At 59.0% G+C, this 22,215-nt stretch carries 25 protein-coding genes and 2 pseudogenes; 15 read left to right on the plus strand and 12 right to left on the minus strand.

Annotated features, from left to right (window positions below; genetic code table 11):
• Positions 1 to 17 precede the first annotated feature (17 nt).
• From C8273_RS03080 to pflA, 3 genes are all read left to right on the plus strand, one after another.
• Positions 18 to 1,178, plus strand: coding sequence for an MFS transporter (locus tag C8273_RS03080; protein ID WP_106626829.1), 1,161 nt, complete (start codon positions 18 to 20; stop codon positions 1,176 to 1,178).
• Between the two features lie 326 nt (positions 1,179 to 1,504).
• Positions 1,505 to 3,754: a formate C-acetyltransferase gene (pflB, locus tag C8273_RS03085; RefSeq protein ID WP_106626344.1), complete on the plus strand. Its 2,250-nt coding sequence runs from the start codon at positions 1,505 to 1,507 to the stop codon at positions 3,752 to 3,754.
• A 6-nt stretch (positions 3,755 to 3,760) separates the two neighbouring features.
• Entirely contained in the window at positions 3,761 to 4,510 is a 750-nt protein-coding gene (pflA, locus tag C8273_RS03090) for a pyruvate formate-lyase-activating protein (RefSeq protein WP_106626345.1), read from the plus strand.
• 166 nt (positions 4,511 to 4,676) lie between these two features.
• Here pflA and holA read toward each other — a convergent pair whose 3' ends face one another.
• The 5 genes and pseudogenes from holA to C8273_RS03115 form a co-directional block, all read right to left on the minus strand.
• On the minus strand, positions 4,677 to 5,723 hold the full coding sequence (gene holA, locus C8273_RS03095; protein ID WP_106626346.1) for a DNA polymerase III subunit delta: 1,047 nt from the start codon (positions 5,721 to 5,723) through the stop codon (positions 4,677 to 4,679).
• Positions 5,720 to 6,346 (minus strand): MBL fold metallo-hydrolase, encoded by a 627-nt coding sequence (locus tag C8273_RS03100; protein ID WP_106626347.1) that lies wholly within the window; start codon positions 6,344 to 6,346, stop codon positions 5,720 to 5,722. The genes holA and C8273_RS03100 overlap by 4 nt, the downstream gene beginning before the upstream one ends.
• A gap of 15 nt (positions 6,347 to 6,361) precedes the next feature.
• Positions 6,362 to 6,512 (minus strand): annotated as a pseudogene (locus C8273_RS13005) (secretion protein HlyD).
• The gene (locus tag C8273_RS03110; protein ID WP_106626348.1) at positions 6,509 to 7,177 is read right to left on the minus strand and encodes a hypothetical protein; all 669 of its coding nucleotides are present in this window, start codon (positions 7,175 to 7,177) and stop codon (positions 6,509 to 6,511) included. The pseudogene C8273_RS13005 and the gene C8273_RS03110 overlap by 4 nt, the downstream one beginning before the upstream one ends.
• A 33-nt stretch (positions 7,178 to 7,210) precedes the next feature.
• Positions 7,211 to 7,699, minus strand: coding sequence for a GNAT family N-acetyltransferase (locus tag C8273_RS03115; RefSeq protein WP_106626349.1), 489 nt, complete (start codon positions 7,697 to 7,699; stop codon positions 7,211 to 7,213).
• Positions 7,700 to 7,806: 107 nt separating this feature from the next.
• Here C8273_RS03115 and C8273_RS03120 point away from each other — a divergent pair, with 107 nt between their 5' ends.
• Together C8273_RS03120 and C8273_RS13010 are read left to right on the plus strand one after the other, a co-directional pair.
• Positions 7,807 to 8,238, plus strand: a complete 432-nt coding sequence (locus tag C8273_RS03120; RefSeq protein WP_106626350.1) for an EamA family transporter — start codon at positions 7,807 to 7,809, stop codon at positions 8,236 to 8,238.
• Between the two features lie 35 nt (positions 8,239 to 8,273).
• Positions 8,274 to 8,402 (plus strand): annotated as a pseudogene (locus C8273_RS13010) (secretion protein HlyD); the annotation flags it as partial.
• A gap of 50 nt (positions 8,403 to 8,452) precedes the next feature.
• Here C8273_RS13010 and nrdG read toward each other — a convergent pair.
• From nrdG to C8273_RS03165, 7 genes are all read right to left on the minus strand, one after another.
• Positions 8,453 to 8,980 carry an anaerobic ribonucleoside-triphosphate reductase activating protein gene (gene nrdG, locus C8273_RS03130; protein WP_106626351.1) on the minus strand — a complete coding sequence of 176 codons (528 nt, stop codon included), beginning with the start codon at positions 8,978 to 8,980 and terminating at the stop codon, positions 8,453 to 8,455.
• Complete coding sequence (nrdD, locus tag C8273_RS03135; RefSeq protein ID WP_006304909.1) at positions 8,952 to 9,236, minus strand: anaerobic ribonucleoside-triphosphate reductase; 285 nt, start codon at positions 9,234 to 9,236, stop codon at positions 8,952 to 8,954. Before nrdD ends, nrdG begins: the two co-directional genes overlap by 29 nt.
• A gap of 291 nt (positions 9,237 to 9,527) precedes the next feature.
• Entirely contained in the window at positions 9,528 to 10,616 is a 1,089-nt protein-coding gene (locus C8273_RS03140; protein WP_106626353.1) for a mechanosensitive ion channel family protein, read from the minus strand.
• Between the two features lie 38 nt (positions 10,617 to 10,654).
• Positions 10,655 to 11,110, minus strand: a complete 456-nt coding sequence (locus tag C8273_RS03145) for a hypothetical protein (protein WP_106626354.1) — start codon at positions 11,108 to 11,110, stop codon at positions 10,655 to 10,657.
• A complete protein-coding gene (locus C8273_RS03150; RefSeq protein WP_106626355.1) occupies positions 11,107 to 11,475 on the minus strand; it encodes a response regulator in 369 nt (122 codons plus the stop codon). Before C8273_RS03150 ends, C8273_RS03145 begins: the two co-directional genes overlap by 4 nt.
• Positions 11,456 to 11,878, minus strand: coding sequence for a cytidine deaminase (cdd, locus tag C8273_RS03155; RefSeq protein ID WP_106626356.1), 423 nt, complete (start codon positions 11,876 to 11,878; stop codon positions 11,456 to 11,458). Before cdd ends, C8273_RS03150 begins: the two co-directional genes overlap by 20 nt.
• Positions 11,879 to 12,054: 176 nt before the next feature.
• Positions 12,055 to 12,591 carry a GNAT family N-acetyltransferase gene (locus C8273_RS03165; protein ID WP_106626357.1) on the minus strand — a complete coding sequence of 179 codons (537 nt, stop codon included), beginning with the start codon at positions 12,589 to 12,591 and terminating at the stop codon, positions 12,055 to 12,057.
• A gap of 161 nt (positions 12,592 to 12,752) precedes the next feature.
• Between C8273_RS03165 and C8273_RS03170 the strand changes: the two genes are divergently transcribed.
• From C8273_RS03170 to C8273_RS03220, 10 genes are all read left to right on the plus strand, one after another.
• Positions 12,753 to 13,229: a hypothetical protein gene (locus C8273_RS03170; protein WP_106626358.1), complete on the plus strand. Its 477-nt coding sequence runs from the start codon at positions 12,753 to 12,755 to the stop codon at positions 13,227 to 13,229.
• Positions 13,230 to 13,267: 38 nt separating this feature from the next.
• Positions 13,268 to 14,296, plus strand: coding sequence for a rod shape-determining protein (mreB, locus tag C8273_RS03175; protein WP_106626359.1), 1,029 nt, complete (start codon positions 13,268 to 13,270; stop codon positions 14,294 to 14,296).
• A gap of 66 nt (positions 14,297 to 14,362) precedes the next feature.
• A complete protein-coding gene (locus C8273_RS03180) occupies positions 14,363 to 15,166 on the plus strand; it encodes a flagellar hook-basal body protein (protein WP_106626361.1) in 804 nt (267 codons plus the stop codon).
• A gap of 107 nt (positions 15,167 to 15,273) precedes the next feature.
• Positions 15,274 to 16,068, plus strand: a complete 795-nt coding sequence (flgG, locus tag C8273_RS03185; RefSeq protein ID WP_106626363.1) for a flagellar basal-body rod protein FlgG — start codon at positions 15,274 to 15,276, stop codon at positions 16,066 to 16,068.
• Positions 16,065 to 16,829 (plus strand): flagellar basal body P-ring formation chaperone FlgA, encoded by a 765-nt coding sequence (flgA, locus tag C8273_RS03190; protein WP_106626365.1) that lies wholly within the window; start codon positions 16,065 to 16,067, stop codon positions 16,827 to 16,829. Before flgG ends, flgA begins: the two co-directional genes overlap by 4 nt.
• A gap of 24 nt (positions 16,830 to 16,853) precedes the next feature.
• Positions 16,854 to 17,453: a flagellar basal body L-ring protein FlgH gene (locus tag C8273_RS03195; RefSeq protein WP_106626366.1), complete on the plus strand. Its 600-nt coding sequence runs from the start codon at positions 16,854 to 16,856 to the stop codon at positions 17,451 to 17,453.
• A 14-nt stretch (positions 17,454 to 17,467) separates the two neighbouring features.
• On the plus strand, positions 17,468 to 18,583 hold the full coding sequence (locus C8273_RS03200) for a flagellar basal body P-ring protein FlgI (RefSeq protein ID WP_106626367.1): 1,116 nt from the start codon (positions 17,468 to 17,470) through the stop codon (positions 18,581 to 18,583).
• 17 nt (positions 18,584 to 18,600) lie between these two features.
• On the plus strand, positions 18,601 to 19,023 hold the full coding sequence (locus tag C8273_RS03205; protein ID WP_106626368.1) for a rod-binding protein: 423 nt from the start codon (positions 18,601 to 18,603) through the stop codon (positions 19,021 to 19,023).
• A 190-nt stretch (positions 19,024 to 19,213) separates the two neighbouring features.
• Entirely contained in the window at positions 19,214 to 20,728 is a 1,515-nt protein-coding gene (locus tag C8273_RS03210; protein ID WP_106626369.1) for a phosphodiester glycosidase family protein, read from the plus strand.
• Positions 20,729 to 21,028: 300 nt separating this feature from the next.
• Positions 21,029 to 22,006 carry a polyprenyl synthetase family protein gene (locus tag C8273_RS03220; protein ID WP_106626371.1) on the plus strand — a complete coding sequence of 326 codons (978 nt, stop codon included), beginning with the start codon at positions 21,029 to 21,031 and terminating at the stop codon, positions 22,004 to 22,006.
• Positions 22,007 to 22,215 lie beyond the last annotated feature (209 nt).

Here is a 22,215-nt window from a genome sequence, read left to right on the forward strand (position 1 = left end):
CACAGAAGGAACCTATGATGAAACACGAAATAAAACACGCGACGGCGCTGCTCTCGACGGGGCACGCGATGGTGGATTTCTATGCGAATTTCCTGCCGATCCTCCTGCCTCTGCTCATGCTGAAATTCGGGCTCTCTCTGACAATGTGCGGCGTGCTTGTCATGGTTGCGTCCGTGACGACGAATATGCTGCAGCCCTTCTTCGGCTATCTGATGGATCAGCGAAACTTCAGTCCGCTGCTCCCGTATATCGTGCCTGCCGCCGCCGTGCCGATCTGTATGGTCGGCCTTGCAGGTCATCCGGCGGTGCTCTTTCTGCTCGTCGCGGTAACGGGCGCGGCGGTTGCGGCATATCATCCGCTCTCGTCCATGCTCGTGGGACGGACGGCGGCGGACGGGCGCGGAAGCGGTATGATGAGCTATTTCATCGCGGGGGGGAATGCGGGCATGGCATTCGTGCCGCTTGTGCTCGTCGCATTTCTTGAAAAGCTGTCATTGAGTGCGCTGCCCCTCCTGATCCTGCCCGCTGTACTTATGGGGGTGCTCTTTGTGCGCTCGGGGCTGTGCGCTGTTTCGTCTCTGCCGGAACGGCGGGCGGCGGAGCGTCCGAGTCTTGCCCGTGTTCTCTTTGCACGCACGACGATCACGCTGAATCTCGCGATGGGGCTGCGCTGCTGGACGCACGGCGCGTTCGGGACGTTCCTGCCGCTGCTCCTTGTCGGAAATGGGGAGGACACGAGTGCGGCGGGGCTCTTCCTCACGATCTTCATGGTCGGCGGCATGACGGGCGGTCTCGTCGGCGGCAATCTTGCGGACAGGTTCACGGGGCGTGCGATCATTGTCGCATTCCTCGTTGTCGGTATTCTGCCGTGTGCTTATTACTTTACCCATGTCAGCGCGGATGTGCTCGGCGGCATCGTGCTCTTTGCCGCCGGCTTTTCTCTGATGGCACCGCAGCCCAGCTCGATTATATGGGCGCAGCAGGCACTGCCGGAGAACGCGGCGATGGCATCGGGCATGATGCTCGGCATGTCGTTTGGTCTTGGCAGTCTCGGCGTTGCGGCGACGGCCGCGCTCGGCGATGTCATCGGACTTGCGCCCGCGCTCCTCGTCTCCGTCATTGCACTCCCGCTTGCGGCTCTATTGGCGTATATGACACCGGAGCCAAAGGAAGTCTGACCACCGCAAGCGATCCCTCGCAGCGACGGGAGAGGAATGTGCCAAGATGGACAACTGAATGCGTCCGTGATTCCCTCGCGGACGAGCACACGTCCGCTTGCATAACGAGGGTTCTGCGTGGAGTACGCAGCGCGAATCCGTACCCGTTGCCTTACACCCGGAAAAATTGTTTTTATATACATATAAATTATATTTTCATGAAAAATATTGATGATATTTATTTCGCCTGTGCCTATTGAAATGTGAATCCAATTCAAGTATTATGAGGGCAACCGATGGGATTTGTTTTCAATGGGGGAATCCATTCACAGAACAGGAGGCAAAATATGCTGCAGAGCAAGAGCTGGGACGGTTTTGAGGGGGGCGTCTGGCAGGAGGAGGTCAACGTCCGCGACTTCATTCAGCGCAACTATACGCCGTACGACGGCGACGAGTCCTTCCTTACGCCGCCGACGGACGCGACGAATCGCCTGTGGGCACGCGTGCAGGAGCTTCAGAAGGAGGAGCGCGCGAAGGGCGGCGTGCTCGATATGGAGACGGAGGTCGTCTCGGGGCTGACGGCATACGGTCCGGGCTACATTGACCCCGCGCACAAAGACCTCGAAAAGGTGGTCGGGCTCCAGACGGACAAGCCCTTGAAGCAGGCGTTCATGCCGTACGGCGGCATCCGCATGGCGGAGGAGGCACTGGAGAACTACGGCTACAAGCTCAGCCCGAAGCTCCACGAGATCTTTACCAAGTACCACAAGACGCACAATCAGGCGGTCTTTGACGCATACACGGACGAGATCCGCGCGGCACGCCGCAGCCATATCATCACGGGGCTGCCCGATACGTACGGGCGCGGGCGCATCGTGGGCGACTACCGCCGCGTTGCACTCTACGGCATCGATCAGCTCATCGCCTTCAAACAGGGGGATCTCCTGAACTACGGCGACGGCATTATGAGCAACGATGTCATCCAGCAGCGCGAGGAGGTCGCGGAGCAGATCCGCGCGCTGAAGGGCATGAAGGAGATGGCACAGCTCTATGGCTTTGACATCTCGGCACCTGCGAAGGACGCGCGTGAGGCTGTGCAGTGGCTCTATTTCGGCTACCTTGCGGCGATCAAGACGCAGAACGGCGCAGCGATGAGCGTCGGGCGCATCTCGACCTTCCTCGACATCTACATCCAGCGCGATCTTGCACGCGGCATCCTCTCCGAGGAGGAGGCGCAGGAGCTGATCGACCACATCGTGCTGAAGTTCCGCATGGTGAAGTTCGCACGCATCACGTCCTACAACGAACTGTTCTCGGGCGATCCGATCTGGGCGACGCTGGAGATGGCGGGCATCGGCATGGACGGTCGCCACATGGTCACGAAGAACGATTTCCGCTTCCTCCATACGCTTGAGAACATGGGACCCTCCCCCGAGCCGAACCTCACCGTTCTCTACTCCTCGAAGCTGCCGCAGACCTTCAAGGACTATGCGGCGCGCATCTCCATCCGCACCAGCTCGATCCAGTATGAGAACGACGACGTGATGAAGCCCGCATGGGGCGACGACTACTCCATCTGCTGCTGTGTGTCGGCGACGCAGACGGGCAAGGAGATGCAGTTCTTCGGCGCACGCGCGAACCTTGCGAAGTGTCTCCTCTACGCGATCAACGGGGGCGTGGACGAGAAGAGCGGTGTGCAGGTCGGCCCCGCCTACCGCCCGATCCGCACGGAGTATCTTGAGTACGACAATGTTATCATCAAGTACGAGCGCATGATGGACTGGCTCGCGCACGTCTACGTGAACGCGCTGAACATCATCCAGTATATGCACGACAAGTACTACTACGAGGCGGCGGAGATGGCACTCATCGACACGGATGTCCGCCGCACGTTTGCAACGGGCATTGCGGGCTTCTCCCATGTCGTCGACTCGCTGTCCGCGATCAAGTACGCGAAGGTAAAGCCGATCTACAAGGACGGCATCGTCGTGGACTATGAGACGACAGGCGACTTCCCGCGCTATGGCAACGACGATGACCGCGCGGACGAGATCGCAAAGTGGGTCTTAAAGACGTTCCTCTCGAAGATCAAGGCGCGTCACACCTATCGTCACTCCGAGCCGACGACGTCGATCCTCACGATCACGTCGAACGTTGTCTACGGCAAGTACACGGGTGCGATGCCGGATGGGCGCAAGGCGTGGACACCGCTTGCACCGGGTGCAAACCCAAGCTACGGCGCAGAGTGCTGCGGTCTGCTCGCCTCGCTCAACTCCGTGGCTAAGCTGCCGTATCACTGGGCGCTCGACGGCATCTCGAACACGCAGAGCATGACGCCCTCCTCCATCGGACACAATGAGGACGAGCGCGTGCAGAATCTCGTGAGCGCGATGGACGGCTATTTCGATCAGGGCGCACATCATCTGAATGTGAACGTATTCGGGCGCGAGACGCTTGAGCATATCATGGAGCATCCCGAGGATCCCGCATACGCGAACTTCACGATCCGCGTTTCAGGCTACGCGGTCAAGTTCATCAGTCTGACGCGCGAGCAGCAGGAGGATGTGATTTCGCGCACCTTCCATGCGCACATGTAAAGGGCGATGAAAGGACGCATCAGCGCGACGGAGAGCTTCGGCTCGGTCGATGGTCCCGGCATCCGCTTCATCGTCTTTGTGCAGGGCTGCCGCTACCGCTGTCAGTACTGCCACAACCCCGAGACGTGGGAGCGGGAGGGCGGCTATGAGGCGACCCCCGAGGAGATCTTTCGGATGGCGTGGCGCTACCGCCCGTACTGGAAGCAGACGGGCGGCATCACGGTCAGCGGCGGTGAGCCGCTGCTCCAACTCGCATTCGTGACAGAGCTGTTCCGCCTTGCGAAGGCAAAGGGAGTGAATACCGCCATCGATACGGCGGGCGAACCGTTCACGTGGGACGAACCGTTTTTCAGCGCGTTTGAGGAACTCCTGCCGCTCGTGGATTTGTTCCTGCTCGACCTCAAGCACATCGACGATGAAGCGCACAGGGCACTCACAGGCGTATCGAATGTGAGCGCGCTTGCGCTCGCGCAGTTCCTTTCGGAGCGGGGCAAGCGGCTGTGGATTCGTCATGTTCTTGTACCGGGCTGGACGACGGGGGAGGACGATCTCAGAAGACTTTCGGACTTTATCGCGGGACTCCGTACCGTCGACCGCGTGGAGGTGCTGCCCTATCATGCGATGGCACGGCACAAGTACGAGGAACTGAACCTTCCGTACCGGCTCGGGGAAACGCCCGCGCCGACGGCGGAGGAAATTGCCCGCGCGGAGAAGATCCTGCGCGTGGGGGAGTATAGGGGATACTTGAACCCATGAAAAGAGAGGCACTGCACGGCGCAGCGCCTCTCTTTTTGTGTTCCTTTCGTTGCCGCCTCTAACACTGAAAGGAAGTGTGTCGATCAGAGAAACATTATCTCTGTCGCAGCAAGTGTAGTTGCCTACTACGTTTATAATATAACATCTTCCCTATTTCATTGCAAGGCTATTTTCGGCACAGCCGAATCACAATATCCTCTAATAGTTCATCTCCCGCCTGCCCCGTTTTCAGCAGATAGTCCGCATCGGCAAGGGCAAGAACAGCGCTGTGCAGTGTCGATTCGGAGAAGGCCTTGGCGTGATTCCCAAGTTTTTCCGCGATAAATGGGTGCAGCCCCATGACCTTGCCGAGCCCCTTGGGCGGCGTGCCCTGCATGAGCAGGCGCTTCGCCTGCCAGAGCTGACGGACGTGGCGCACGAGGAGGGCGAGCAGGACGGTGAAGTGCACGCCGTCCGCGCGGCAGCGTGCAAGCAGATCAAGCGAGCGGCGCACATCGCGTGCGCTCACGGCATCCATCAGGGCGAACACCGATACCTCGGGCATCTCGGAGAATGCCGCACGCAGGTCTGCCTCCGTGAACTGCGCGCTGTCCGTGTAGAGAAGCAGTTTTTCAAGCTGGCGATCAAGGAACTCAAGCGAGATGGTCGGCATCATGCCGACCACATTCAGGAAAAATGCACGCGCCTCCCGCTGCATGGAGCGTCCCATTTCGCGCAGCCGCCCGTTCAGCCAGTTCTCCACGTTCCACGGGCGCAGCGGCTCACTCTCCATGACGCGTCCGTATTTTTCGACCGTCTGATAGAGTTTCCTGCGCTTGTCGGGCTTTGCCGCAAGCGTAAAGATGACGTACGTGGTGGGGGGCGGATCGGCGAGCAGGGCGATCAGGCGATCTGCGCTCGTATCCTTCGGCGCAGGGGTGTCGGCAGCGTCCTCCTTTTTCTTTGACGCGCGAAAGATTACCGTGTCGCGTACGAGGACGACAATCTTGTCCGTGAAGAAGGGGGCGGTCTCAAGCGACTCCATCAGCGCCTCAATGGGCGGCATCTCCTCATAGCGGATGAGTGCGTCCGCGCGATCCTCTGCATTTGGCAGGAGACGGCGCAGGATTGCCTCCTCTGCGCGCCGGATGTAGTAGCTCTCCTCGCCCGCGAGCAGAAAGACGTGCGGCGGCACGCCCTTTGCGAGTGACGCCATGAACTCCGTGTAGGTCATCGGCGGTAGCGCGCCATCTCTGCGCCCACGGTCGTCTCCTCCGTGTGTCCAGAGTAGAGGACGGTCTCGGGCGGCAGCGTGAATACCTCGCGTGCAATGCTGTCCCAGAGTGCCTGTGTGTCGCCGCCCGGGAAGTCGGTGCGGCCGACGCTCGCGCAGAAGATCGTATCGCCGACGAACGCCACGCCGTCCCTTGCACTGTAAAAGATGCAGGAATCCGTTGTATGCCCCGGCGTATAGCGCACCTCAAGCGAACAATCGGGATTTGCCGCAAGTGCGATGATCTCGCGGTCGGCAAACGTCGTCACGTCCGAAAGCGTAATTTTTCCACCGCCCCAGAGGGAGAGATTCCATCTGGGATCGCTGTAGTAGCGCGGGCCGTCCTCTGCGGCACAGATGACTGCGCCCGTGCGCATGGCAAACGCCTCCGCGCCGCCGATGTGGTCGAAATGGCAGTGCGTAAGAAGCAGACGCTCGATGGTCCAGCCCTTTGCCGCGGCATGTGCGGCGAGGGCTTCGCCGTCGGCTCCCGCATCGATGAGAAAGCCGTGCCTAGTCGCATCGTCGATGTAAAAAAAAGAATTCGTCGGGATCATGTCGCCGACCGTCATACATTCGATCATGTGGATTCTCCTGTCTTAAGGAAGCACTGACAAATTCAGCACCGCCGTCTTAGCACATCTTTTTCGCCCTGTCTGTGTCGAAAAATCCTCCACATAGCGGACGGCTATGCGTCCGGTTTGTCTCCTTGACAAGACAAAAAATCTGCACCAATACGACGGACTTCATTTTATCAGCGATTCCTTTATCGGAAAGAGCAGCTGAAGGATGTGTACGCCCGTCTTGCCGCACGCGTCGATGCCGTCGCGGCAGTATTTGCAGGAGCAGACTGCCTTCTCTGTCGGCAGCTTCTGTGCGTGCCGTTGGAAGTAGGCGTGTTGTTCCTCCTCCGTCATAGGTGTGAACATGGGGGAGTGGCCGTTTTCGTAGCGGCGCGGAATGAGCTTCGCGTTGCCGGGAAAGCAGGGCGCGAGCAGAGCGTGCCCGTGGAAGCGGGTCTTGTCGAAATTCTCCTCCTGCTCAATGATGGTTACGTTCATCTTGCGCAGGAGGGAGCGGATCGCCTCCTGCATGGAGCGCCGCTCCACCGCCGCCCAGCAGTCCTGCACGGTCATACGCTCGCCGCCGTAGTCGGGGAAGGGGAAGTCCTCGTCCCGGTCGATCAGATCCCAGACATAGGTGAACGCACCCGCCTTGGAACTCTCCTCGACGATATTGGCGCAGTTGTTGCATAGCACGATTGCGTGATCTTCCGGCGTCAGTTTGGGGTGATGCGGGCGACAGCAGCCTGCCGTCTGTACTCCGTGCCGTTCCTCGAGGTAGCGGCGCACGGCTGCACTCTCGGCGGAGAAGTCCGCCTGAATTTTACAGCTTGGATAAAAGATCGTTGCCATAAATGTACTCTCCTAAATATACACAGTTTTGGCTCACCTACCGCTGCTCCACTCGTAGGCGCGGCGCGGATCACCGCTGGCGAGATAGATGATGCCGCAGTAGGCAAAGCCGTTCTTTTGCAGACAGTTCTGCATGGGGATGTTGTCCGCATGGGTGTCGGCGCGCAGGTGCTCATACTGCGTGCGTGCAAAGGCGAGCATGGCACGGAATGTGCCGCGCTCCGTTCCGTCGCTGCCCGCGCGATGGATCGTCGCGTAGGGGGAGGCATCCTGCCACGCACCCTCGATGTACGCGTAGGTTGGATCGTCGCCCGAGATGAGTGCAAAGACCGCGTGGAGATGCCCTGCTTCATTTTCCAGCACATAGCTCACACCGCGTGCGATGTCCGCACGCACAATCTCCTCCGAGGGATAGCCGCCCGTCCACTGCGTCAGATTGCCGGAACGCCGCATAAAGGCGCGCGCCGCCTCATAGATGCGCAGGATTTCGGGAATGTCCTGTACGCTTGCCTGTCGTATCATTCATATCCCTCCCATGCTATTCTACACGATTCGGGCGGATTTTGAAAGAAGCGTTTGTGGCGGCGGACAAATAATGCTATACTGTTCCCATCAATGGGGGGAACGATATGAGTGGATGGCTGTTTTATGCGCTGCTGTCGGCGCTGTGCGCAGCGTTCGTGTCCATCTTTGGGAAGGTGGGCGTCGCGGGGCTGGACAGCAGTGCGGCGACAGCGGTACGTGCCGTGATTATGGCGGTGTTTCTCGTGGGGGTGGTTGCAGCAGAGGGGCATACCTCCAACCTTCCTCAGGTGTTCGCGGACAGGAAGGCGCTGCTCTTCGTTGCGCTCAGCGGGATCGCGGGGGCGCTTTCGTGGCTCTTTTACTTCCTCGCGCTCAAGGAGGGCGATGTCACGAAGGTCGCACCGATTGACAAGCTGAGCGTGGTCTTTGCCGTCCTGATCGCCGTGCTTTTCTTCGGTGAGCGCGTCAGCTTTCTGCACGGCGTTGCGATTGCCATGATTGCGGCGGGTGGGTTGATGCTGGCGATTTTTCCGTAGGGAATCGCTGATAAAATAGACCCTCAGATTGGTGTAGATTTTTTCGTCCGGTTGAGGCAGCAAACCGGACGCATAGCCAAAGCTATGTGGAGGATTTGCTAACGAAAAGCGGGCAAAAAAGATGCGCTAAGATGGCGTGGCTGAATTTATCAGTGCTTCCCTAGAGAAATGAATCACAAAAAAACAGGGAATCGGTATAAAAACCGATTCCCTGTTATTCGTCTGCATACAGCAGTGTGAGCGTGCCTGTGGCACGCGTTGCGGCAAGGTCGATGACGCGCTGGTTGCGTGAGCCGCGAAAGTGAAGGGTGAGGTCGCGCTCCTCGGCGCGGTAGTCGCCGTCGACAAGAACGTCCAGCTCGTCGAGCAGAGCGTTCACATCGGGATTTTCCTGCGCACGCAGTTCCTCCAGGGTGAACCCCGTGTAGCTCCACACATCGAGACCGCGTGCGTGTGCGCCGCGTGCGAGCGGCAGCAGTGCCGCCGGCTGCAGGAACGGCTCGCCGCCGCTGAGGGTGAGCCCTGTGAGGAGTGGATTTTCATCGAGCTGTGCAAGCACGGCTCCGACGGTCGTCATGCGCCCCCCGACGAGTGGCTGCGTGTTCGGATTGTGACAGCCGGGACAGCGGCGCGGACAGCCCTGCGTAAACACCGTCAGCCGTATGCCCTCACCGTCTACGATGGAGTCGCGCGCGATCCCCGAGATGTGAATCTCAGTGGAGTCCGTGCTTGACACGCTCATGCTCCTCGGCCTGCTTGGCATTGTTCCAACGATCCGTGGTGCCGACGAGGTAGCCTGTAATGCGGCGGACGCGCTCAAACTTCGGCTGGCGCATCTCATAGCCAAGCGTGACACGCCCGTCATCCGTTCCCGTGATGGAGAGACGATCAAGCTTCTCATGGGTCTGACCTTCGATGTATGCGATGTAGTTCTCCACCTCGTGCGGTGTGATGTCCGAGAGGCCGTTTACGGTGACGTTGATATCGTTGACAATCATGCTGCATTCTCCTTTTTGCACACCGTCTGCGGTGTGTTTTCCTTCTTGGCGATGTGTCGCCATTTCGTGAGGATTATACAACATATAGTGGGTGCTCGTCAATAGGAAATCTATATCTAGTTGTTTTTGCACAGACTTATCCACAGGGTTTTTTTGGAAATCGACCCTGTTTTTGGCGTGGATGCCGATGGAAAAAGGGCTGGCGCGCATGTGGACGGACAAAAAGTTATCCACAGCTTCCCTAGGGAGAAACTGTGGACTTTGTGGATAAACGATGGCGTATACAGGTGGTTACGAGGCTGCTCCCTGTGGATTGTTCTCTTCCGCATTCGCCTTCTCCTGAATGATGGTCTGGATGGGATAGGGAATGTCAATGCCCTCTGCGCGGTAGCGGTCGGTCAGTGCCTTGATGAACTCGTGCTTGATGATGCCCTGGTTGTCGAACAGGCTCGACGGCAGGATGACGACGAAGTTGATGGAGGAGTCGCCGAAGTCCGTGTAGCGCACGAGCGGCTCTGCGTTCGGATTGTCGTCCACGCGTGCGAGCACTTCCTTCGCCGTCTCGATGGTGACGCGCTCGACAGTGGCGAGGTCGCTGTCATACGCGACGCCGACGGGGACGCTGACGTTGATGTTCAGTGTAGGCAGACTGAAATTGGAGATGTTCGCACCCGCGATGGTCTTGTTCGGGATGACGATGGTGCTGCTCGCGCCAAGCGGGATGATGGTGGTAAAGCGCCAGGTGATGTCCGAAACGCGCCCCTCCTCACCCGAGCTGAGCTTGATGTAGTCGCCGATGCGCAGCTGCTTTGAGAGGATGAGATGGAGCCCCGCGAAGATGTTGGCGAGCGTTTCCTGCAGCGCGAGTGCGACCGCCATACCGCCGACGCCTGCCGCCGTGAGGATCGGGGCGATGGAGATGCCATAGTACTGGAGGATGACGAGGAGCCCCATGGCGTAGATGACGCCGACGAGGATGCTGTTGAGCAGCGTTGTCTTCGGGAGATTTTTGCCCGAGCGCTCAAAGTACATGGTGACCACGCCGTCAACCGTGCGTGCAAGGACGCGCGTGATGGAGAAGACGTTGCTCGTAAAGAGAAGGTAGGAGAGCAGCTTTGTCACCGTCGGGGAGATCTCTACCGCATCGATCGCCCAGTAGAGTCCGACGATGAAGCTGAAAAAGATGGGAACGCCCTGCATGGAGCGGACGAGGACGTACTTCCATGTGCTTTCTTCCACTGCAAGGTGGTGGTCGATGTAGCGGCGGATGAGGCGGTCGGCGATGATGCCCGCCGTGAGTGCCGCGAGAACGATGCAGCAAGGGACGATCAGCAGGCTGACGAGGTCGTTGAAGTTGAGCGTATGAGAGAATATGGTCAAGGGAGACTCCTTTCAAAGATTGTTTTTATGATGGGTTATCAATGCGCCGCAGCAGAAAGGAATTCCTCCCGTGCCGCAAAGAGGCGCATGGTGCCGACGGCGCCCATGATGTCGTATGAGAATATCGGCGCAGCGGGTTCTGCCGCCCCGTGATGATGGCGCGGCGGATCGAGGATGGAGACGGCATGTCCCTGCGTGCGCATACGCGAGGAAAAGTGTCCGTTGATGACGTTGAAGAGTTCGCCGACGGCATCGACGGCAAGCTCATCCATGCCGTCGAGCGAGACACCGCTGTAGCCGCTCGCGAGCGCGTAGAATGCGTCTACGGAGGCGGCGAGGGCGACGATGAGGGGGCTGCCGTCCACGTCGAGTCGCTGCGATATGGTGACATAGCAGGCGTCCGCCGCTGTTTGTTCGACCGCGGCAGTGATACGCGCGTAGTCGGCAAGCCCCGCGAGGAAGGTCTCCATGTAGCTCGTATCAAATTCGCTCATTGTCCCTCCACAGACTGCTGCATTTTGACAAGCGCCATGGTGATCTCGTCATCGGCGTACGGCTTTCGGATGAACATGAGCGCACCGTTTTCCTTGGCGCACGTCAAGTTCTCCTCCGTGGCCGCCGTCGAGAGCATGACGACGGGAAGAGTCGGGTGCTCTTTGCGCAGACGGCGCAGCACCGCGCAGCCATCGAGCTTCGGGAGGATGATGTCGAGAAAGACGGCGTCGGGGGCTTTGTCTGAGATGCACCGCAGCGCCTCCTCGCCGTCGCGTGCCTCGATGACCGTGTGCCCGCGGTCAAAGAGTTCCGCCTTGAGCTTGATGCGCACGAGGCGCGAGTCGTCAACGATGAGGATCTTCATGAGCGGTCTCCTTTTCAGGCAGCACCGCCGCGCCGAAGGCGTGCGGGAGCAGTTCGGCGGGGGTCATGACGCATACGTCGCCCGCCGTATTGGCGAGGATGATGCGTGCGATCGGGAACTCCACGAGCATCTGGCGGCACATGCCGCAGGGAGCACACGGTACGGGACTGTCCGCAATGATGGCAAGTGCCTCAAATGCACGCTCGCCCGCCGTAACGGCAGCAGCGATTGCCGCGCGCTCGGCACAGATGCCAACGGGATAGGAGGCATTCTCGACATTGACGCCGCCGTAGACCTTACCGCTCTTGCCGAGGAGTGCTGCGCCGACGGAAAAGCCCGAGTAGGGGGCGTAGGCACGGCTGCGGAACTCCGCCGCGCGCGCAGTCAGATCCTTATCATTCATGTCATTTCCTCCTTAGGAAGCACTGATAAATTCAGCACCATCATCTTGACGCATCTTTTTTGCCCGCACTTCGGCGGAAAATCCTCCACAGAGCACCACTCTGCGTCCGGTTTTCCGCCTTGTTCGGACGAAAAAATCTACGCCAATCTGACGGACTTCATTTTATCAGTGATTCCTTACAATTCAAGACCCGCGCGTTTGCGTGCGCGGTACTCGCGGTCAAGGATGCCGAGGACAACGAGATTTTCGTAGACACCACGGTGCAGGATCGTCTCGCGGATCAGCGCCTCGCGTACCATGCCTTCGCTCTCGTAGAGGTGCAGCGCACGCGCGTTGTAGTCCTTGCAGTCGAGCCATGCGCGGTGTGCACCCCTATCGTCGAACGCCCACGCCTTCAGCAGCTTCATCGCCTCGTGTCCGTAGCCGAGCCCCTTCTTGCCGATGATGACGTGCGTCCACTCCTGCTCCTTCGAGTCGAGCAGGAGTCCCGTGACATGGAGATAGCCGACGCGCTCAGCGCATGCGCGCTCTTCGACGATGATGTCCATTGCTGCCTGTCCCTGCGCGATGATCGTCTCGTGATCCGCGCGCGAGAATGGGACAATGTAGTCGCGATTTTCCTTTGCCTCCTGCAGGGCACAGATATAGTCAACGTCCGCAGCATCTGCGCGGCGCAGCAGAAGGCGAGGTCCTTCTTTCAGAATTTCTGCCATAGGATATCCTTTCATTTTGAAATCTTTTCCTTATTTTACATTGAATCCGCATGCAAATGCAAGGGAGCGTTCCATGCGAATAATTATAGATTGACGATATGGGACGAACAAATTATAATGGAGTCACGAAAAAGGGAATGTGTTTGAACGGGAGGAAGGGCATGGCAGCGCAGAAAAAGCCGTCGGTGCGTGAGGTGCTTTGGCGAAAGAAACGCGCGCGCGACCAGATGTTGGATGCGGTGGGGAAACTCTGTGACGAATCGTGGGAGATGTTCGAGAAGGTCGCTGCGGATCGCTCGTCCACCTCGCGCGACGCAGTCACCACGCGGGAGCTTGGGCTGCGCCTGCGCTCGCTCGGGTATCTCATCGAGGGGGAGCACTATATTGACCGCATCGCCTTTGAACTGCAGACGAAGGATGTATACATGACCGCAAGCGAGGTCGCCAGATCCTACGTTTCGGATATCGTGATGACCTTTTTGGATGGGATTCTCCTCTATGGAAAACAGACCGAATGGGACAATAAGGAACTGCAGGAGGCATATCAGACCTCGTTGGAACAGCCTCTGGAGGAGATCCGCACGGCGCTGATTCCCGTGCCGCCGCAGCAGGTGGCGGAGAGTGCCGCAGATGATTGATGAAATAATATAAATGATATATAGGAGGCTTGCCGTACATGTTCGGTATGTCAATGGATATTGGGATTGACCTTGGGACGGCAAATGTGCTCGTCTATGTCAAGGGCAAGGGGATTGTCCTCAAAGAACCTTCCGTGGTCGCGGTCAACCGCGACACCAATCAGGTGCTTGCGATCGGCGAGGAGGCACGGCAGATGATCGGGCGCACGCCCGGCAACATCGTTGCAATTCGTCCGCTGCGTGACGGCGTTATCGCAGACTACGACATTACGGAGAGTATGCTGCGCTTCTTCATCGAAAAGGTCGTCGGGCGCAGCATTGTCTTCCGTCCGCGCATCATGATCTGCATTCCCTCGGGTGTGACGATGGTGGAGCAGCGCGCCGTGCAGGAGGCTGCCGAGCAGGCGGGCGCACGGCACATCCAGCTCATCGAGGAGCCGCTTGCAGCGGCGATGGGCGCAGGGCTTGACATCGTAGAGGCACAGGGGTCGATGGTCGTTGACATCGGCGGCGGTACGACGGACGTTGCCGTGATCAGTCTGGGCGGTGTTGTGACGAGTGAGAGCATCCGCGTTGCAGGAGATATGTTCGATGAAGATCTCATCGCCTACGTCAAGCGCGAGTTCAATCTTCTCATCGGCGAGCGCTCGGCGGAGGAGATCAAGGTGCGCGTCGGTGCAGCACACACGGCAGCGCGGCGCGAGCAGATGGACGTGCGCGGGCGTGACCTCCTCTCGGGGCTGCCCAAGAATGTCACGATCTCTACGGCCCAGGCATCTTCTGCCATAGAGAACTCTGTGATGCGCATCGTCGACTGTGTCAAGAAGGTGCTTGAGGAGACGCCGCCGGAGCTGTCTGCGGACATCATGGATCGTGGCATCGTGCTGACGGGCGGCGGCGCACTGCTCTACGGCATGTCCGACCTCATTCAGCGGGAGACGGGAACGCCGACCTTCGTCGCGGACGATCCCATGACCTGTGTGGCACTTGGCTGCGGCAAGGCGCTCGATATCTTTGATAAATTTGACGGCAAGGCGACAAATACGAGCTTTGGGCGAAAAAAATAGAGGAAAAACACGCCATACAGCGAAAATATAAGAGTATGAGCTGTTTTCGGGAAAAAGAGGGATATTATGTGGAGAGGACTCTATATTGCGGCATCCGGCATGATCACGGAGACCAAACACACGGACATGATCGCGAACAATCTCGCCAACGCTTCGACGACGGGCTATAAGCGCGACGATATGGCGATCCGCGAGTTCGCGCCAATGCTGCTGCGCCGCATCAACGATCACTCGGCTGATACAGAGGTGACAAGCTTCAAGGGGTTCCGCATCGACGGGAATCGTGCGCCGCGCGTCGGCACCCTTGGTCTTGGATCCTCCGTGGACGAGATTGCGACCGATCACATGCAGGGAGCGATGCAGACGACGGGCAACACGTATGACCTTGCCATCTCGGGGCCGGGCTACTTTGTCATTGGAACGCCGGACGGGCCGCGCTATACGCGTGACGGCGGCTTTTATCGCTCGTCGGGCGGGCAGCTGCAAAATATGCGCGGGCAGGCAGTGCTCTCCTCGCGCGGACGCCCGATCTCGATTCCTGCGAACGCGAGGAACGTGAACATTACGGGCGACGGGCGCATCTATGCGGACGGGGCGGAGATCGCACAGCTTGGCTTTGTCCAGTTCGGCATCAATGATGTTGTCGTCAAGCAGGGGGATAACCTCTACCGCCCGCAGGAGGGCGCACGTCCGCAGCAGGCAACGGGAACGATTGAGCAGGGGCTGCTTGAGATGTCGAATACGAGCGTCGTCACGGAGATGGTCGAGCTCATCAACAACTACCGCGTCTACGAGGCGGGGTCAAAGGCTGTGCAGACACAGGATACGCTCCTTGAGAAGGCGGTCAGTGATGTCGGACGCGTGAGCTAAGAGATCGCTGAATTTATCAGCGATTCCTTAAGGAAAACAGTCGTTCATTCGATATAGATAAGTGAACTACTTGTAATATAATCAACTCTTGGAGGGGGATATCGACTATGATGCGAGCACTTTGGTCCGCAGCGTCTGGCATGAAGGCGCAGCAGACCCACATGGATGTCGTTGCGCACAACATCGCGAACGTCAATACCTATGGCGGCAAGAAGGTGCGTGCGGAGTTCCAGGATCTCGTCTATCAGACGCTCCGTGAAGGGGGCGCACAGAATGGAGCGGACTCACAGTATCCGACGGCCATGCAGATCGGCCTCGGCACGCGCGTAGCGGCGACGCAGCGCGTCTTTACGCAGGGAGCGCTCCAGACGACGGACAACCCGACGGACATCGGCATTCAGGGCGAGGGCTTCTTCCGCGTCACGATGCCGGACGGCACGACGGCGTACACGCGCGACGGTACGTGGAAGCTCGACAGTGACCGCCGCATGGTAACGACGGATGGCTATTTGCTCGCGGACGGAATTACGATTGGTCAGAACGCACCGTCCGACTCCATCACGATCTCGGGCGACGGGCGTGTTTCCTATCGTGAGCCGGGGCAGACACAGCAGCAAGAGGCGGGGCAGATCACGCTCGCGCGCTTTGTCAATCCGGCGGGTCTGACGGCGATTGGCAAGAATCTCTTCGTCGTGTCCGACGCCTCCGGTGAGGCAATCGAGTCGAATCCCGGCGTCGATGGTGCGGGTACGCTTGCGCAGGGCACGCTTGAGATGAGCAATGTGCAGATCGTTGAGGAAATGGTCGATATGATCGTCTCCCAGCGCGCTTATGAGTCCAACTCGAAGGCAATCACGACATCGGATTCGATGCTTGAGATTGCAAACTCGCTCAAGCGTTGAGTTTTCAAAGACGTACGATTACAGCCATTCTATGCCTATGGAGTGGCTTATTCGCTTTTCTGTGGACAGGTACGGCTGCTGCGTACGGCGGCGGAACGCAGGCCGAGCGCTTTCCCACCGTTCTGTCCTCCGCACAGCTCTCCGCGCTCGCGGAGCAGAAGATCGAGGAACAGCTTGCGGCAGTGGGTGAAACGCGGCGGCATGAGCTGCGCCTTGCCCGTGCTGCGGCGCGTATGAACCTCCCTGCAGGCGAGGTGACGGCGGAGGTCGCGTTTCCGCGCGGACTGCCCTATGACCGTGAGTTTCCGGCGGCATTTGTCGTCTATGTGGACGGCGTGCTTTATCAGCGGGCGACGAGTTACTATCGGCTCACCGTCTATGACCGCGTGCTTGTCGCGACGACGGACATCCGCGCAGAGGCAGAGATTACGCCCGCGAACGCGCGCGTGGAGGAGCATGCCGTGGACACGTCGCCTGAGACGACCATCACGGATTTTGCGCGGCTCGGGGGACGCGTCGCGGGGCGCTATATCCGCAAGGACGCGGCGATCACGCCTGCCATGCTCGCCATGCCGATTGTCGTGCGTCCGGGCAGCCCCGTGGAGCTGGTTCTGAACACGAACGGTGTCGTCGTTCGTGCCGAGGGCGTAGCCCTTGAGAGTGGACGCATCGGCTACACGATCCGCGTACGCAACGCACATTCGGGCAAGCTGCTGCGCGGCAAGGTGCTCGATGCTGCAACCGTGCAGATCATTGGATGAAGATATTTCCATAAGGAGTTCAATATGAGTAAAAGAAAATGCCTTGCGGGGCTGCTGGCACTCGCCCTGTGTACGGCGTCTCTCGCTCCCACCGTTTCGGCAGAATCCCTGTGGAACAACCCAAACGGTTATCCCGCCAAGAGTCCGTTTGCCGACCATCGTGCGTCGAGCATTGGCGACATTGTCACCATTGTGATCAATGAGTCAACGACGACCTCGGCGACGCGCAGCTCCGCGAACGAGAAGAGCGGATCCGTCAAGCTCGGCGCGGGCATCGGCATCTTTGACTTTCTGCAGGCGGCATCGGCAAGCGGATCGGACAAGTTCAGTGCCAAAGGCTCCGCCTCCTCCTCCAATCGCGTTGCGGCCAATGTCACCGTCACGATTGTCGACATTACGCCGGCGGGCAACTTCATCCTTGAGGGGACGCAGTCGATCTGGCAGAACAAGAACGAGCACAAGATTGTGTTCCGGGGCATCTGCCGTCCTGAGGACATCTCAAGCTCGAATACGGTTCTCTCCTCACGCGTCGCGGATGCGACCGTGCGTTTTGATGGCAAGGGACCCCTGAATGCAAAGCAGCGGCAGGGCATTCTCACGCAGATCTTCAACATACTGTTCTAACGGGAGGCGCTTTTATGAGAAACTTATCCGTCCTTCTGCTCCTCCTTGCGCTTGTACTCGGCACACTGCCGGGGCTTGCCTCTGCAGAGTCTGCGGTGACGCGGATCAAGGACATCTCCAAGGTGCAGGGGGTACGCTCCAACCAGTTGATGGGCTACGGTCTCGTCGTCGGTCTCGACGGCACAGGCGATGGCTCAAGCTCGGGTGAGACGGTGCAGTCGATTGCCAATATGCTGACGAGCTACGGCGTCAATGTCAACACTGGCTCCATCAAGCTCAAGAATGTTGCGGCGGTCATGGTGACGGCGACCCTGCCGCCGTTCGTGCGCGAGGGTGACACGCTTGATGTGACCGTTTCCTCCATCGGCGACGCAAAGAGCCTGCGCGGCGGCACGCTCCTCCAGACGCCGCTGCGCGCGGGCAACGGCGAGGTCTATGTTGTTGCGCAGGGCGGTGTCTCAACGGGCGGCTTTGCAGTAGGGGGCGGCGGCAGCACCATGACGAAGGCGTTCCCGACCGTCGGGATCGCCGTAAATGGCGGCATCGTCGAACGTACGGTGGAGGATGACGGAATCGGGGCGAACGGTCAGATCTCGCTCTCGCTTGCCCGTCCGGACTTCACGACGGCGACGCGCGTCGCGGGTGCGATCAACGCACAGTACGGCAGCATTGCACAGGCAAGCAACCCCGGACGCGTGGATGTGGCGATTCCGTCCTACTTCCGTGGGAACGTGGTCGGCTTTGTCGCTTCCATCGAGGAGCTTCCCGTTCGCCCCGACAACATGGCGCGCGTTGTGGTCAATGAGCGCACGGGGACGATCATCATGGGCGGCGAAATCTCCGTCGATGCCATTTCCATCACGCAGGGCGGGCTCACGATCCACATCCAGGGGAATACGGATGTCTCGCAGCCGGGACCGTTCAGCTACGGCAACACGGTGGTATCGAAGGACGCCGACGTGGATGTGCAGGATATGAAGGGCAGCACGATCATTCTGCCCGCGACGACGAACATCAGCGACATTGTGGGCGCCCTCAATACGGTCGGTGCCAATCCACGCGAGACCATCTCGATCTTGCAGGCGATGAAGGCGGCAGGTGCGCTGCACGCCGAACTCGATATTGTGTAAGCGGCAGGAGGTATAGCATGACGATACAGCCAATCAATGACAGTGCGCTTCTTGGCGGAGCAGCGCAGACCTCCTACGATGCCGCGCGCGTGAGTGCGGAGAGCAAGTCCTTTCAGGCAACCCTCGATGAGCTTCAGCGCAAGGCAAATGCTGCGGATATGACGGAGGCAGCATCCCCTGTGCCGAAGCACAAGGAAGCCGATGTCGAGGCGCAGAAGCTGCGTGAGGCATGCGAGGGATTCGAGGCGATGTTCCTCAGCATGATGTATAAGCAGATGCGTGCGACCGTGCCGGAGACGGATCTGTTTGGAAAGAAATCCAATGCGATCAAGATCTTCGAGGATATGCGGGACACGGAGCTGATGACGGCGGCATCGAAGGCGGGCGGTATCGGCATTGCGGATATGATGTATAAGCAGCTGAGCATCAAGACAAGGTGAGGTTTAGTGGTGCCCCTTCCACCGCTTACGCGGTCCCCCTCCCCCGTAGTGACGGGGGAGGCTTTTCATTACGGTATATTAGCTTCCCCCGTCGCAACGGGGGAAGTGGCGAGCATCGCGAGCCGATAGGGGCGCTCATTCAGCTGCCCCTTTTTTAATGCGAAACTTTAGATTTAGTTTGGAGTATTCTATGCGTGTTCTGAAGAAAATCCTCATACTCATGGCGGCACTGATGCTTGCGGCATCGTCCTGCACATGGGCGGCGGAGCTGAAAGGGCTGCGCAGTGCGAGCACGGCACAGCATGATCGTTTGGTTTTCGATTTCACGGAGATGCCCGTCTATCATGTCAGCCTCTCTGCCGACGGACGCGAGCTGACCTTTGACTTTACAGATACCGGTGCAGCCGCATTTCAGCGGCGTGCTGTGCGCACGAACCGCATTGATGGCGTGTCCTACTCCACGCGCGGCGGTCACGTTTATGTGACGGTCACAATGGCGAACGGGATGGACTATGCGATTGGCAATCTGACGAATCCGTTCCGCGTCTTTCTCGATGTCATGCCAAAGGCGGCGGGAAACAGCAGCCCTGCGGAGGGAAAGCTGTCCGCCTTGCCGGTGCCAACGCCCGCCTCGGACGGCAGTACAAATGACGCGCAGACAAGCGGAGCCGGAGCGGCTGAGGAAAAGCCAAAGCTGCCCCTGTTGGTCGAGGAGGACGTTGCACCGGGGCTCATGCAGCGCACCTACATCTATGAGGATGAGGATGGGCAGGTGACCTCGTATTTTGTCGAAGCCGATCCGACGCAGTACAATGTCCGTCCCGCGCTCGCACGCGGCACGATCCTCGGGCGGCAGACCGTGAGCGGGATCGCGCGTGATACAAACGCGGCAGCGGCGGTCAACGCCTCCTACTTTGCGGCAAACGGTGTGATCCTCGGCGTGACGAAGATCGACGGCGTGATTGTCGGAACGACCTACTACGACCGCAGCGCGTTCGGCGTGATGCCTGACGGCTCGTTTGTGTTTGGCAAGGTCTCCTACAATGGAGCCGTGAAGATCGATCAGGTGACGCTGCCCGTGTCGGGGGTCAATGCCGAACGCGGGGAGGATGGACTCGTGATCTACAACCGCGCGTACGGACGTACAACGGGAACGAATCCGTACGGGCTGGAATATGTGATTCGCGAGGGGCGCGTGACAGAGATCAATACGAATGATTCGGCGATCCCCTCGGACGGTTACGTCGTCTCCGTCCATGGTTCCTCGATGGATGCCTTTGCGGCGGCGGGGACGCGCCTTGGCGACCCGACGGTACTCATGGAACAGACGGGAGCGATGTGGGATCGCGCCGTACATATTGTCGGTGCGGGACCACGCCTTGTCGAAAACGGCGCTGTTCACGTGACGGCGGGCGAGGAGCAGTTTCCGGGCGACATCCGCTATGGACGTGCGCCGCGCAGTGCCGTCGGTGTGACGAAGGAGGGAAAAATTGTCTTTGCCGTCGTCGACGGACGCCAGTCGCACAGCCATGGGCTGACGCTGACAGAGTTTGCCGAGCTTCTCCTGAAATTCGGCGTGCAGAATGCGATCAATCTGGACGGCGGCGGCTCCTCCGCACTCTATGTCAACGGCGACGTAGTCAATTCCCCCTCGGACGGTACGGAGCGTGCCGTGGGAAGCGCGCTGATCCTACAGAAACGATAATCATGCGCACAGCATAAGAGTACAATGCAGGAAGCACTGATAAATTCAGCACCATCATCTTGACGCATCTTTTTTGCCCGCACTTCGGCGGAAAATCCTCCACAGAGCACCACTCTGCGTCCGGTTTTCCGCCTTGTTCGGACGAAAAAATCTACGCCAATCTGACGGACTTCATTTTATCAGTGATTCCTGAAATAATTTTGACGGTATCTTTGCAATATGATAGAATGTGTGGAGGTTCTGTAGGTTGAAAGAAAGTGGGCGGCATACGGAGATGCGCCCAATGTAGGTGATACGACGTTGAAGAACGACATTTTTGATGTCATACAGGCGGATCTTGAGGCATTTGAGCCGGCACTCGCCGCATCCGTTGTCTCGGAGACACCCCTCATAACAGATGTGGGCGAGCATCTCGTCTCCTCGGGCGGAAAGCGGCTGCGTCCTGCACTCTTTCTGCTCGCGGCACGCGGTGGCGCGGCGTTTGATCGTGCGCGTGCAATGCCGATTGCGGTGGCGCTTGAGCTGATTCATACGGCTTCCCTCGTGCACGATGATGTCATTGACGAGGCGGACACGCGGCGCGGGGCGGAGACGACGAATGCGAAGTGGGGGAATCAAGTCGCCATTTTGAGCGGCGACTACCTCTTTGCACGCGCGTTCAAACTCGTTGCGGAGGAGGGCTATGACTCCTCGGTCTACGTGAAGCTTGCACAGCTTGTCTGTACGCTGAGCGAGGGTGAGATCCTTCAGGATCATACGGTCTATCAGGTTCCTGCAAGTGAGCATGCCTACTATGAACGCATTCGCAAGAAGACGGCGGACTTCCTTGAGATCTGCTGCGAACTCGGCGGTGCGATTGGCGGCATGAGCGCAGAGGATACGCAAGGAATGGCGCTCTACGGCCACGCAATCGGCATGGCGTTCCAGATCACGGATGATCTTCTCGACTATCGGCAGACCTCGGAGCATATCGGAAAACCTGCGGGACGCGATCTCGCACAGGGATTTGTGACGCTGCCCGTCATCCGTGCACTCGAAGTGTTGGATGCGGAGCGGCGTACGGAGCTTACGTCACTCATCACGAACCCGAAGATGACCGACGATGAAGTTGCGCGTGCGCTTGAGATTGTCCGCATGACGGATGGTCTGGACTATGCACAGGAGCAGGCGGATGCTTATTTGGCACGCGCCGAGGCCGCGCTGCCGGAGTCCCTTGACGAGCGTATCCGCGAGACCTGCCTGATGGCGGCAGACTTTATCGGACGCAGAGAGTTTTAGGCTTCTATAATAAATGTTACGAAGGGATGCGGACAGCGATGCTCCGTAGCAAACCCTAGTGGAGCAAGCGGAAGAGAGGGCGCGTTCTGCCCCCTGCGGATTTTGACCGTCCAAGCGCAGCGCGTTTGGAATCCGCAGGTATTTAGGCAGATAAGTGCCTGACCGCTTGCGTAACGAGGGTTCTGCGAGGAGTTCGCGCGTCCGTAACC

The organism is Candidatus Centipeda massiliensis (genome assembly GCF_900290285.1).
GTDB lineage: Bacteria > Bacillota > Negativicutes > Selenomonadales > Selenomonadaceae > Centipeda > Centipeda massiliensis.

What these genes read in the sequence shown, in the direction of transcription:
- nrdD (WP_006304909.1), bottom strand. Translation starts at nt 9,236, where the DNA reads ATGATTGTCAACGATATCAACGTCACCGTAAACGGCCTCTCGGACATC.
- cdd (WP_106626356.1), bottom strand. Translation starts at nt 11,878, where the DNA reads ATGAATGATAAGGATCTGACTGCGCGCGCGGCGGAGTTCCGCAGCCGT.
- C8273_RS03165 (WP_106626357.1), bottom strand. Translation starts at nt 12,591, where the DNA reads ATGGCAGAAATTCTGAAAGAAGGACCTCGCCTTCTGCTGCGCCGCGCA.
- C8273_RS03080 (WP_106626829.1), top strand. Translation starts at nt 18, where the DNA reads ATGAAACACGAAATAAAACACGCGACGGCGCTGCTCTCGACGGGGCAC.
- pflB (WP_106626344.1), top strand. Translation starts at nt 1,505, where the DNA reads ATGCTGCAGAGCAAGAGCTGGGACGGTTTTGAGGGGGGCGTCTGGCAG.
- mreB (WP_106626359.1), top strand. Translation starts at nt 13,268, where the DNA reads ATGTTCGGTATGTCAATGGATATTGGGATTGACCTTGGGACGGCAAAT.
- C8273_RS03150 (WP_106626355.1), bottom strand. Translation starts at nt 11,475, where the DNA reads ATGAAGATCCTCATCGTTGACGACTCGCGCCTCGTGCGCATCAAGCTC.
- C8273_RS03200 (WP_106626367.1), top strand. Translation starts at nt 17,468, where the DNA reads ATGAGAAACTTATCCGTCCTTCTGCTCCTCCTTGCGCTTGTACTCGGC.
- C8273_RS03100 (WP_106626347.1), bottom strand. Translation starts at nt 6,346, where the DNA reads ATGATCGAATGTATGACGGTCGGCGACATGATCCCGACGAATTCTTTT.
- C8273_RS03170 (WP_106626358.1), top strand. Translation starts at nt 12,753, where the DNA reads ATGGCAGCGCAGAAAAAGCCGTCGGTGCGTGAGGTGCTTTGGCGAAAG.
- flgG (WP_106626363.1), top strand. Translation starts at nt 15,274, where the DNA reads ATGATGCGAGCACTTTGGTCCGCAGCGTCTGGCATGAAGGCGCAGCAG.
- C8273_RS03120 (WP_106626350.1), top strand. Translation starts at nt 7,807, where the DNA reads ATGAGTGGATGGCTGTTTTATGCGCTGCTGTCGGCGCTGTGCGCAGCG.
- nrdG (WP_106626351.1), bottom strand. Translation starts at nt 8,980, where the DNA reads ATGAGCGTGTCAAGCACGGACTCCACTGAGATTCACATCTCGGGGATC.
- C8273_RS03195 (WP_106626366.1), top strand. Translation starts at nt 16,854, where the DNA reads ATGAGTAAAAGAAAATGCCTTGCGGGGCTGCTGGCACTCGCCCTGTGT.
- C8273_RS03210 (WP_106626369.1), top strand. Translation starts at nt 19,214, where the DNA reads ATGCGTGTTCTGAAGAAAATCCTCATACTCATGGCGGCACTGATGCTT.
- C8273_RS03115 (WP_106626349.1), bottom strand. Translation starts at nt 7,699, where the DNA reads ATGATACGACAGGCAAGCGTACAGGACATTCCCGAAATCCTGCGCATC.
- pflA (WP_106626345.1), top strand. Translation starts at nt 3,761, where the DNA reads ATGAAAGGACGCATCAGCGCGACGGAGAGCTTCGGCTCGGTCGATGGT.
- C8273_RS03180 (WP_106626361.1), top strand. Translation starts at nt 14,363, where the DNA reads ATGTGGAGAGGACTCTATATTGCGGCATCCGGCATGATCACGGAGACC.
- C8273_RS03145 (WP_106626354.1), bottom strand. Translation starts at nt 11,110, where the DNA reads ATGAGCGAATTTGATACGAGCTACATGGAGACCTTCCTCGCGGGGCTT.
- C8273_RS03205 (WP_106626368.1), top strand. Translation starts at nt 18,601, where the DNA reads ATGACGATACAGCCAATCAATGACAGTGCGCTTCTTGGCGGAGCAGCG.
- holA (WP_106626346.1), bottom strand. Translation starts at nt 5,723, where the DNA reads ATGACCTACACGGAGTTCATGGCGTCACTCGCAAAGGGCGTGCCGCCG.
- C8273_RS03110 (WP_106626348.1), bottom strand. Translation starts at nt 7,177, where the DNA reads ATGGCAACGATCTTTTATCCAAGCTGTAAAATTCAGGCGGACTTCTCC.